At 42.0% G+C, this 10231-nt stretch carries 8 protein-coding genes; 7 read left to right on the plus strand and 1 reads right to left on the minus strand.

Going from position 1 to position 10231, the window contains the following annotated elements; translation table 11 throughout:
- Positions 1–2: 2 nt before the first annotated feature.
- The 6 genes from ACZM60_RS09625 to glmM all read left to right on the plus strand — a co-directional run bounded on the left by ACZM60_RS09625 (position 3) and on the right by glmM (position 7988).
- Positions 3–1964 carry a ComEC/Rec2 family competence protein gene (locus ACZM60_RS09625; protein WP_489521381.1) on the plus strand — a complete coding sequence of 654 codons (1962 nt, stop codon included), beginning with the start codon at positions 3–5 and terminating at the stop codon, positions 1962–1964.
- A 50-nt stretch (positions 1965–2014) separates the two neighbouring features.
- On the plus strand, positions 2015–3064 hold the full coding sequence (locus ACZM60_RS09630) for a DHH family phosphoesterase (RefSeq protein WP_489521382.1): 1050 nt from the start codon (positions 2015–2017) through the stop codon (positions 3062–3064).
- A gap of 60 nt (positions 3065–3124) precedes the next feature.
- Positions 3125–4669: a Gfo/Idh/MocA family protein gene (locus tag ACZM60_RS09635; protein ID WP_489521383.1), complete on the plus strand. Its 1545-nt coding sequence runs from the start codon at positions 3125–3127 to the stop codon at positions 4667–4669.
- A gap of 50 nt (positions 4670–4719) precedes the next feature.
- Complete coding sequence (locus tag ACZM60_RS09640) at positions 4720–5805, plus strand: phosphotransferase enzyme family protein (RefSeq protein WP_021972066.1); 1086 nt, start codon at positions 4720–4722, stop codon at positions 5803–5805.
- 114 nt (positions 5806–5919) lie between these two features.
- Positions 5920–6600: a BamK family beta-barrel-assembly machinery protein gene (gene bamK, locus ACZM60_RS09645; protein ID WP_489521384.1), complete on the plus strand. Its 681-nt coding sequence runs from the start codon at positions 5920–5922 to the stop codon at positions 6598–6600.
- Complete coding sequence (glmM, locus tag ACZM60_RS09650; RefSeq protein ID WP_489521385.1) at positions 6600–7988, plus strand: phosphoglucosamine mutase; 1389 nt, start codon at positions 6600–6602, stop codon at positions 7986–7988. The genes bamK and glmM overlap by 1 nt, the downstream gene beginning before the upstream one ends.
- A gap of 84 nt (positions 7989–8072) precedes the next feature.
- Here glmM and ACZM60_RS09655 read toward each other — a convergent pair whose 3' ends face one another.
- Positions 8073–8984, minus strand: a complete 912-nt coding sequence (locus ACZM60_RS09655) for a helix-turn-helix domain-containing protein (protein ID WP_489521386.1) — start codon at positions 8982–8984, stop codon at positions 8073–8075.
- 195 nt (positions 8985–9179) lie between these two features.
- On the opposite strand from ACZM60_RS09655, the gene ACZM60_RS09660 reads away from it, so the two are divergent.
- Positions 9180–10166: an efflux RND transporter periplasmic adaptor subunit gene (locus tag ACZM60_RS09660; RefSeq protein ID WP_489521387.1), complete on the plus strand. Its 987-nt coding sequence runs from the start codon at positions 9180–9182 to the stop codon at positions 10164–10166.
- The last annotated feature ends 65 nt before the right edge of the window (positions 10167–10231 follow it).

Consider the following 10231-nt stretch of genomic DNA (forward strand, 5'->3'; position numbering starts at 1 on the left):
TTGTGAGTTCTCGTTTCACATTTTATCCTCTCTTCCGGTTGTCGGTTGTACTGGCAACCGGAATTTTTTTATCCTATTTGTTGCAGGCAACGGACGAATGGGTGCCTGCACTTCTCTTTTTATTTGTTCTCTCAGTTCTCCTTTGTCTGTTGTCTTATCGCATAAATTCTTATTCCCGTCGTTTTGTCTTTGGTTTATCTGCAGCAGGTAGTTTTATGCTTTTAGGAGGAATCTTGTATATTATAGCTTGCGATAAGGTAGATTATCAGTGGCCGTCAGCAGAATCTGTTTATATAGGAACCGTAACAGATATTCCTCATCGTAAGGGAAAGACTATACAGGCAACGGTAAGTGTGGAACACTTGAAAGATACTCTTTCGCATGAATGGAAACAGGTAAATCGAGAAATTATGCTTTACTGGATGCCTGATTCAGTCCAGTCATTAAAGTGTGGCGATCGTATTTGTTTCTTCTCACGGATACGTAAACCTGCTTCCGATGTCGATTTTTCAGGTTTCGATTATGGACGCTATTTGGAAATACAGGGAATTAATGGAACAGCGATTGCTTATGCCGGACATTGGAAAAAACTTTCACAGGCAGGTAATCCGACATTTACTCAACGTGCTTTATTGCTTCGGGAACAAGTGGTTGCTATATATCGTTCCTGGGGACTGAGCGAAAATGTTCTTGCCGTGGTATCGGCTCTTACTGTAGGCGACAAGGCTGAATTGACCCAAGATTTGAAGGCTACATACAGTGCAGCAGGAGCCAGTCATATACTGGCTCTTTCCGGGCTTCATATCGGCATTCTTACAATGATTTTTTCTTGGTTGCTCTATCCTTTACGGTATGTGCGAGGCGGAAGATGGATTATGGGAGTCAGCCTTGTTCTCATGTTGTGGGGATTTGCTTTTCTTGCAGGGCTGAGTGCTTCGGTTGTGAGGGCTGTAACCATGTTTACGATTTATACACTGGCCTCAGTTGTTTCCGAAGAACGTTTCTCTGGCTTTTCTGCACTTTCATTAGCAGCCTTTCTGATGTTGCTTTACCAGCCGATGTATTTGTTCGATATTAGTTTTCAGCTTTCCTTTGTTGCAGTATTTTCCATTCTTTTGTTTTATCCTTTACTCAGCCGTCTGCTTCATCCCCGCAGCAAGATCGTGAAATATATTTGGAATATTCTGTCACTTTCAATGGCTGCCCAGCTTGGAACCTTACCGTTTGTTCTTTACTATTTCGGCGCATTTCCGGCATACTTCCTGCTGGCCAATCTGGTTGTTGCTCCGCTTTCCATTTGTATCTTGTCAATTACACTTTTGGCGTTGTTGCTTTCCGTATATACTCCTTGGATAGGAAACTTTGTAGCACAGGGAGTGGATATCGCTGTACGGATACTAAATGGAGCTATGGAACAGATACAGCATTGGTCGGGGGCTCAGATTACATCTGTCTATATTTCTGGCTGGCAGGCGGTTTTGCTGTCAGTTTTGTTGTTGGCATTGTGGCAATATTGGATCAATCGTCGTGCCCGCGGATTGATTGTTTTCTTACTCTGTTTGAACGTACTCCTTGTCAGTTTTGTCGTCAATTCCATAAAGGATACGGAAGATTATCTATACCTGACACGAGCTGGTATATATACCAAACATGACAGGCAGATAAACGAATTGTTTGCTGTCTCACATATATATAAAGTAAAACATATATGTGTGGCTCTTTTAGATGATGGTAAATGGAAAAATCAGCAGACACATCATCCTTTATCTGTCGATTATGTATATATCTGCCGCGGATTCAAAGGTTCCTTAAACGATATTGTTTCGCTATTTCATATTGGTCGGGTTATACTTGATGGATCGTTAAGTGAAAGTTATCGGGAAAAATTAAAACGTGAGTGTGAGGCTGTCGGACTTGATTACATGGATATCTCCGAGAAAGGTTCTTATGCTATTCTTCTGTAGATTAAGAATTAATTTGTAATTTTGCCTCTCAAATCAATTCGAAAATTTTTATGTTGACGAAAGTAATACTTCAAGCCAATATCGATAAGGTTGCCAAATATTTTGAGCGCGCCGACAAGATAGTAATCGTAACTCATGTTTCTCCCGATGGCGATGCGTTGGGCTCATCGTTGGGACTTTTTCATTTTTTAGGAACTCAGGAAAAAAATGTTCATGTGATTGTTCCCAATGCTTTTCCTGATTTCCTTCGCTGGATGCCCGGAGCCAAAGATATTATCCGTTACGATAAGTATGCAGAATTTGCCGACCGGCTGATAGCTGAGGCTGATGTGATTTGCTGCCTCGATTTTAATGCTTTGTCGCGTATAGACGAGGTCGCTAAACCTGTTGCGGCAGCTCCCGGACGGAAAGTATTGATCGACCATCATCTGAATCCTGAAGATTTTTGTCGGGTTACCATTTCTCACCCGGAAATATCGTCTACTTCCGAATTGATATTCCGTCTGATTTGCCGTATGGGAAATTTTGAAGATATTACACGGGAAGGGGCTGAATGTATTTATACTGGTATGATGACCGATACTGGAGGCTTTACTTACAATTCGAATAACCGGGAAATTTATTTCATCATCAGTGAGCTTTTGTCGAAGGGCATTGATAAAGATGAAATCTATCGCAAGGTTTTCAATACCTATTCCGAAGATCGTTTACGTTTGATGGGATATATTCTGTATGACAAGATGCAGGTACTTCCACAGTTCCGTTCGGCACTGATTTGGTTGACAAAGGAAGAACAAAGCAAATTCCATTGTATCAAGGGAGATACAGAAGGATTTGTCAATATACCTTTGCAGATGAAGGGAATATGCTTTTCTGCTTTCTTGCGTGAAGATACAGAAAAGAACATGATTAAGGTTTCGCTTCGTTCGGTAGGTACGTTCCCTTGCAATAAAGTGGCTTCGGAGTTCTTCAATGGAGGAGGTCATCTGAATGCCTCGGGAGGTGAGTTTTATGGAACGATGGAGGAAGCTATTACCTTGTTCAAGCAGGCTTTGGTGAAATACGAAAGTTTGTTGCTTAGTGAAACTGGAAAAAATTAACAACCTGAATAAGCCTGTTGGAACGACTGGTTCGAACAGGCTTTTAATACAATGAAAAACATGAAAAGACTGAATGTATTAATTCTAAGTATGTGTTTTACACTGGGAGTATGTGCTGCAAGGCCTGCTTCCGAAGTTTGTACTTCTGTAAGAGGAACCCAGTGGGAGTGGAATAAAGGGACAATTGTGGTTCATTCGCCGGAACGTCCTGCCGGACAGAAAAGTGTATTGGGGCTGACTGTTCCGAAAATGGAAGTAGTCCGTGTTGGTTTCGTAGGACTGGGTATGAGAGGTCCGGGAGCTGTAGAACGTTTTACACATATTCCGGGCACTCAGATTGTGGCTCTTTGTGATTATGAGCAAGAACGTGCTGAGGCTTGTCAGAAGTATTTAAAGGAAGCATCTCTGCCTAAGGCTGTTGTATATTCGGGTGAAAAAGGATATGAGGAACTTTGTAAACGGGAAGATATTGATCTCGTGTATATCGCAGCCGACTGGCTGCATCATTTTCCTGTTGCGAAATGTGCCTTGGAGCATGGGAAAAATGTAGCGGTAGAGGTCCCTTCTGCCATGAATCTGGAAGAATGCTGGGCACTTATTAATTTAAGTGAAACAACTCGTAAGCATTGCTTTATTCTGGAAAACTGTTGTTATGACTGGTTCGAAATGAATACGCTGAATATGGCGCAACAAGGAGTTTTCGGAGAAGTAATCCGTGCTCAAGGAGCTTATATTCATAATCTGGACGCTTTTTGGGATTATTACTGGAAAAAAGGAAAAGACGATAAGTTAGGATGGCGTCTGGATTATAATATGCGGCATCGGGGAGATGTTTATGCTACCCATGGACTCGGCCCTGTTGCTCAGGCACTCAATATTCATCGTGGCGACCGCATGGCTACACTGGTAGCTATGGATACCAAGTCGGTGGTTGGTAAGGCATTGGTAGAAGAACGCACTGATTCTGTTTGCAATCATTTCCGTAACGGTGACCATACTACAACCTTGATTCGTACAGCGAATGGAAAAGTAATCGAAATACAGCACGATGTCATGACGCCACAGCCTTATAACCGTTTATATCAGCTTACGGGAACGAAAGGCTTCGCCAATAAATATCCGGTAGAAGGCTATGCATTGGATGCCAAACAGTTGGCAGCATCGGGAGTTCAGCCTAAAGTGGATGACTTGAGCTCACATGGATTTTTGCCGGAAAAGGAAATGGCTGCATTGGTCGAAAAGTATCAGCATCCTATCTTGAAGAAATATGGTGAAATGGCTAAAGAAGTCGGCGGACATGGCGGTATGGACTTTATCATGGATAGTCGTTTGGTATACTGCTTGCAGAATGGCCTGCCACTGGATATGGATGTCTACGATCTGGCTGAATGGTGTTGCCTTGCCGAGCTGGGAGAACTTTCCATGGATAACGGTTGTGTGCCTGTAGCCTTTCCCGATTTTACCCGTGGAGAATGGAATGTTGTAAAAGGGTATAAGCATGCGTTTGCTGCTCCTGAGGATGAGGCCGAAGCTGCACGGAAGGCTTCAGAAGCCACATCACGACTAAAAGCACAAGGTGCCAAGGAATGGGCAAAGAGTAAATAAAGTAATAAGCCGAAAATAAAGACTTCGAAACAGATTAAATATAACGAGTAATGGATGCCTTAAACAATGTTATAGACCACTTTCCCGAAGTGGGTGAAATTATTCAAATCAAACCTTTGACTTCCGGACTGATTAATCAGACTTATCTGGTACAGACTAAGAGCGTGACAGATCCTGATTATATTTTGCAGTGTATCAATCATCATATTTTTACAGACGTAGATATGCTTCAGCACAATATAGAAGCAGTTACCTCACATATCCGGCAGAAGCTGGAAGAGGCTCACGAAGACGATATTGACCGGAAGGTACTTCGTTTTGTAAAAGCTGATAACGGTAAGACATATTATTTTGATGGAGAAAAATATTGGCGCATGTCGGTGTTTATTCCCGATTCGCAGACGCTCGATGTGGTTACTCCAGACTCGTCATACCTTGTCGGACTGAAGTTTGGGGAGTTTGAAGCCATGCTGGCAGATATGACCGAATCCTTGGGCGAAACCATTCCCGACTTCCACAACATGGAGTTCCGTCTGAAACAGTTGCGTGAGGCTGTACAGCAGGATGCGGTCGGACGGATGGAAAAGGTACATACTTTGGTCGCAGATATAGAAAAAGATGCCGAAGAAATGTGCTGTGCGGAACGTTTGTATCGGGAGGGTAAGTTGCCGAAACGCATTTGCCATTGCGATACGAAGGTAAGCAACATGCTGTTCGATGAGCAGGGAAAAGTACTTTGCGTTATCGATCTGGATACGGTAATGCCGAGTTTTGTCTTTTCCGATTTTGGCGATTTCCTTCGTTCGGCAGCCAATACGGCTCCAGAAGACGAACCGGATTTAAGCAAAATACATTTCAGATTCGATATTTTTCAGGCTTTTGCCAAAGGATATATTGAATCAGCCAGAAGTTTTCTGACGCCTGTTGAAATAGAGTTGTTGCCTTATGCCGTAACCTTGTTCCCGTACATGCAGGCGGTACGTTTTTTGGCCGATTATATCAATGGCGATACTTATTATCAGATAAAATATGCCGAGCATAATTACGTTCGTACATTGGCACAATATACATTGTATCAGGAAACAAGACGTGCCGTACCTGAAATGAAGTCATATATCGCATCCCTGATAAAGTAAGGTTTTTTGTCTTGACGAGGAGGGTATAGGCTTGTGTTAAGGGCTGTTAATGCTTTGGCTCATCTTGAAATATATGAAGCATTTTGCTATTTTTGCGGCGTAAATAATATGAAAATGAAAAAGATAAAACTGTTTTTTGCGGTAGTTTGTGTAGTGGCTTGCTGTTTGCAGAGTTGTGATAATGGCAAGACTTATGCTGAAATGAAAGAGGAAGAAGCCGATGCTATCAACGCATGGATTCTGAGTCACGATTATCAGGTTATCAGTGAGAAGGATTTTTATAACCAGGATACCATCACAAATGAGAATCAGTTTGTGCTGTTCGAGGAGAGTGGCGTTTACATGAATATCATGTGCAAAGGTCCTAATGGTGAAAATGGTGAAGTCTTAAAGGAAGGGTCACATGAGATTCTTTCTCGCTTCGTGGAAGTGGCTGTTCAGTCGCGTGATGAATTAGAATTTAGTGTTGGGGATACTCTTTTATGGAACATGGGAAATACAGGCAATTCGACTTTGGAACTGTTTCCAGAAGAATATAAATTAACAATTAGTTCTAGTTCTTATTCTGCAGCATTCCAGACTTCAAGAGAATATAGTATGGCGAGTATTTATGGTACAACATCAGTACCTTCTGGTTGGCTTGTTCCATTAAAATATTTGAAGCCGGGTCATACTACTTCTTCTGAAAAAGTAGCACGTGTACGTCTGATTGTACCACACGGACAGGGAACCAGTAAGGCATCGCAGTATGTATATCCTTGCTATTACGAGATAACTTATAATTTAGGTAAATAATGACACTGATTAAATCTATATCTGGCATCCGGGGGACTATCGGAGGAAAAGCGGGAGAAGGATTAAATCCGCTGGATATCGTAAAGTTTACTTCGGCTTATGCCACGCTGATTCGTCGTACATCGACGGTTGGCAGCAACAAGATTGTTGTAGGACGTGATGCCCGTATTTCGGGTGAAATGGTGAAGAATGTAGTTTGTGGTACATTGATGGGAATGGGCTTCGACGTGATAAACATCGGTCTGGCCTCTACACCTACTACCGAACTTGCTGTGACAATGGCAGGCGCATGTGGTGGTATCATTCTGACTGCAAGCCATAATCCGAAACAGTGGAACGCACTGAAGTTATTGAATGAACACGGTGAGTTCCTGAACGCAGCCGAAGGTCAGGAAGTCCTTCGTATTGCCGAGGCAGAAGCGTTCGTATATGCAGACATCGATCACTTGGGTTCTTATACAGAAGATAATTCTTATAATGAAAAGCATATCGACAGTGTGCTTGCTTTGAAGTTGGTGGATGTAGAAGCTATCCGTCGTGCCAACTTCCGTGTGGCAATAGATTGTGTAAACTCTGTTGGAGGAATCATATTGCCGCAGTTGCTTGAGCGTCTGGGTGTACAGCATGTCGAAAAGCTGTATTGTGAACCTACGGGAAATTTCCAGCATAATCCGGAACCTCTTGAAAAGAACCTGGGTGATATCATGAACCTGATGAAAGGAGGTAAGGCTGATGTTGCTTTTGTAGTTGACCCGGATGTAGACCGTCTTGCTATGATTTGCGAAGATGGAACCATGTATGGTGAGGAATATACACTGGTGACTGTTGCCGATTATGTACTGAAACATACACCGGGCAATACCGTATCTAACTTGAGTTCTACACGTGCTTTGCGCGATGTCACTCGTAAATATGGCATGCAGTATAACGCAGCTGCTGTAGGAGAGGTAAATGTGGTTACCAAAATGAAAGAAACAAATGCCGTTATTGGCGGTGAAGGAAACGGTGGAGTAATCTATCCGGAGTCACACTATGGACGTGATGCGCTGGTAGGTATCGCTCTTTTCCTGAGTCATCTGGCACACGAGGGAAAGAAAGTTTCCGAACTTCGTGCTTCTTATCCTAACTATTTCATCGCAAAGAACCGTATCGACCTGACTCCTCAGACAGATGTAGATGCTATTCTGGCTAAAGTGAAAGAACTGTATAAGAATGAAGAGATAAACGATATCGACGGTGTGAAGATTGATTTCCCTGATAAATGGGTTCATCTGCGGAAGAGCAATACCGAACCGATTATCCGTGTATATTCTGAAGCTGCCACCATGGAGGCTGCTGACGAACTGGGTAAGCAGATTATGGACATCGTTTATAGTCTGGCAAAATAACGATTAAGATAGAATTTTGTAGGATAAGTGTGTTACCTTTGCGGTGGCACACTTATTTTTTTGCTTTTTAACCCTTCATATCTTTCACGTTCTCATAGTCAACCCCTGTGCCTTTTTAAACTCACTGGGTGAAATGCCACAACATCTTTTAAAAAATTTGCAGAAGGAAGCCTGGTCTGAAAAACAAAGTAACTCTGCTATATTTTGTATTGACTGGCTCGGATTCTGTAAATAAGCTTTTGCTTCTATCATTAAATATTCGTCTATAATCTGTCCAGCCGATTTGTCGTAGGTCCTTCTTGCCCTGGCAGAAAGCGCATCCGATGAAACACACAACTGGTTGGCATACCATTTTACTTCGTGATGGTAACGGCAGTTTGTACGTACCAAGTGCAAGAAGTGTGAGAGAATATCGCTCCATAGCTGTTGTTCGTCCACTACTTCATTTTTATACAGATTAAAGACAATATTCCATATCTCAAGCTGGAGTGTACGCAGCATGTTTTCCATGACTTCATAACGAAAATGGTATTCTGGCTGCTTGATAATGGCTATCAGTAAGTGCAGAAAAAGGATAATTCGTTGTATAGTTTCTTCATTGAGTGGAACGAAAGGTTTTTGTGCATATTGGTAGATAAGCCCTCCGAATTTGGAACGAATACTTGCCGATACTTTTATAAAGAAACTTTGTTCTGTCGTAACGAAATATCCTTCAAAGTCTTTACTTGTTTTTATTTTTTTCCACGGATAGATAAGGATAAAATCAATGTGTGCCGGAGCTTGAATCTCGATGTAATCTCCGTTCATCCAGAAATTTAATTTACCTTTTGATAGAAAAAGAAAAGTTGGATGTGATTCTTCCAGCAGGTCAGGGCAAATTACATTTTCTCCTTGTGCTTTCAGTATAGTCATTTTGTCGTTTGCTGCCAGAATTTCAACTTGTCTGTTAGCTATAGATTTATCGTTAATCCATTGAAAAATAATATTTTCTTTCATTGCTCATGATGTTTTGAAGGCAATAAATGTAGAAATATATTTTTATCATGAAAAGGGCTTTTAAGTGTTTTATGTTTTGTAAACAGAAAAATTCCTAAACGTCGGTTTGAGGCAAGTATCTTTCGGTTTAAGACAAATGATTTGCTGATACAGCCTTTTAATTTTACACCGGATTTTAACTAAAAAAGGAAGGAAATGAATAGATTGTTTTTACCGATGAGTATTGCTTCTTTCTCTTTGGCGTTGCTTCTTACGGCATGTGGTCAGTCTGCCGGACAGCAAGGAAGAAGTGAATACAAGCTGATAACAGTAGAAAGAACAGACCAGACGCTGACCAGTGCTTATACGGCAGTCATCAGTGGTCGGCAGAGTGTAGAAATACGTCCGCAGGTAAGTGGTACCCTTACGGATATTTGTGTGAATGAAGGAGCCAAGGTCCATAAAGGACAGACCTTATTCATTATCGATCAGGTTCCTTATCAGGCATCCTTACAGACGGCATTGGCAAATGTGAAGAGTGCGGAGGCTGCCGTTGCTACGGCCCGACTTACAGCAGACAGTAAGGAGGAATTATTCCGAGAACATGTTGTTTCCGATTTTGACCGTCAAACGGCACGCAACTCCTTGCTGGAGGCAGAAGCTACGCTGGCACAGGCAAAAGCCGAAGAGGTGAATGCCAGGAACAACCTTTCGTATACCGTAATCAAAAGTCCGGTCGACGGGGTGGCTGGTATGTCGTCTTATCGTGTCGGAGCATTGGTTAACTCTTCTATCACGACTCCCCTGCTGACTGTTTCGGACGACGAAGAGATATATGTTTATTTTTCCATGACCGAACAGCAGATTCTTTCGCTTGTCCGCCAGTATGGCACAATGGATAAGGCTCTGGAAGGAATGCCTGAGGTGGAACTTCGCCTGAGTGACGGGCAAATGTACGGGCATAAGGGAAAAATTGATGCCATCAGTGGTACGACCGATACGGAAACGGGAGCGATTACGCTGCGTGCTGTCTTTCCGAATCCTGAAAGAATGCTCCGAAATGGAAGTACGGCAACAGTTATTTTTCCTTATGTAAAGAAAGGTATATTTGTTATTCCTCAGGAAGCTACATTCGAAATACAGGATAAAATATACGTTTATAAAATAAATAACGTGAGTTCGATGAATTATAACTATTTGTAAATTTGGTGATTAGCGAAAATTGTTGTAACTTTATAGTGTTCAATTACAAAGTATTACAAACAATA

It is taken from the genome of Phocaeicola sp. (assembly GCF_057861905.1).

Bases quoted from the DNA above. Each gene is read 5' to 3' on its own strand.
- ACZM60_RS09630 (WP_489521382.1), top strand. From the start codon at position 2,015: ATGTTGACGAAAGTAATACTTCAAGCCAATATCGATAAGGTTGCCAAA.
- ACZM60_RS09635 (WP_489521383.1), top strand. From the start codon at position 3,125: ATGAAAAGACTGAATGTATTAATTCTAAGTATGTGTTTTACACTGGGA.
- ACZM60_RS09640 (WP_021972066.1), top strand. From the start codon at position 4,720: ATGGATGCCTTAAACAATGTTATAGACCACTTTCCCGAAGTGGGTGAA.
- bamK (WP_489521384.1), top strand. From the start codon at position 5,920: ATGAAAAAGATAAAACTGTTTTTTGCGGTAGTTTGTGTAGTGGCTTGC.
- glmM (WP_489521385.1), top strand. From the start codon at position 6,600: ATGACACTGATTAAATCTATATCTGGCATCCGGGGGACTATCGGAGGA.
- ACZM60_RS09655 (WP_489521386.1), bottom strand. From the start codon at position 8,984: ATGAAAGAAAATATTATTTTTCAATGGATTAACGATAAATCTATAGCT.
- ACZM60_RS09660 (WP_489521387.1), top strand. From the start codon at position 9,180: ATGAATAGATTGTTTTTACCGATGAGTATTGCTTCTTTCTCTTTGGCG.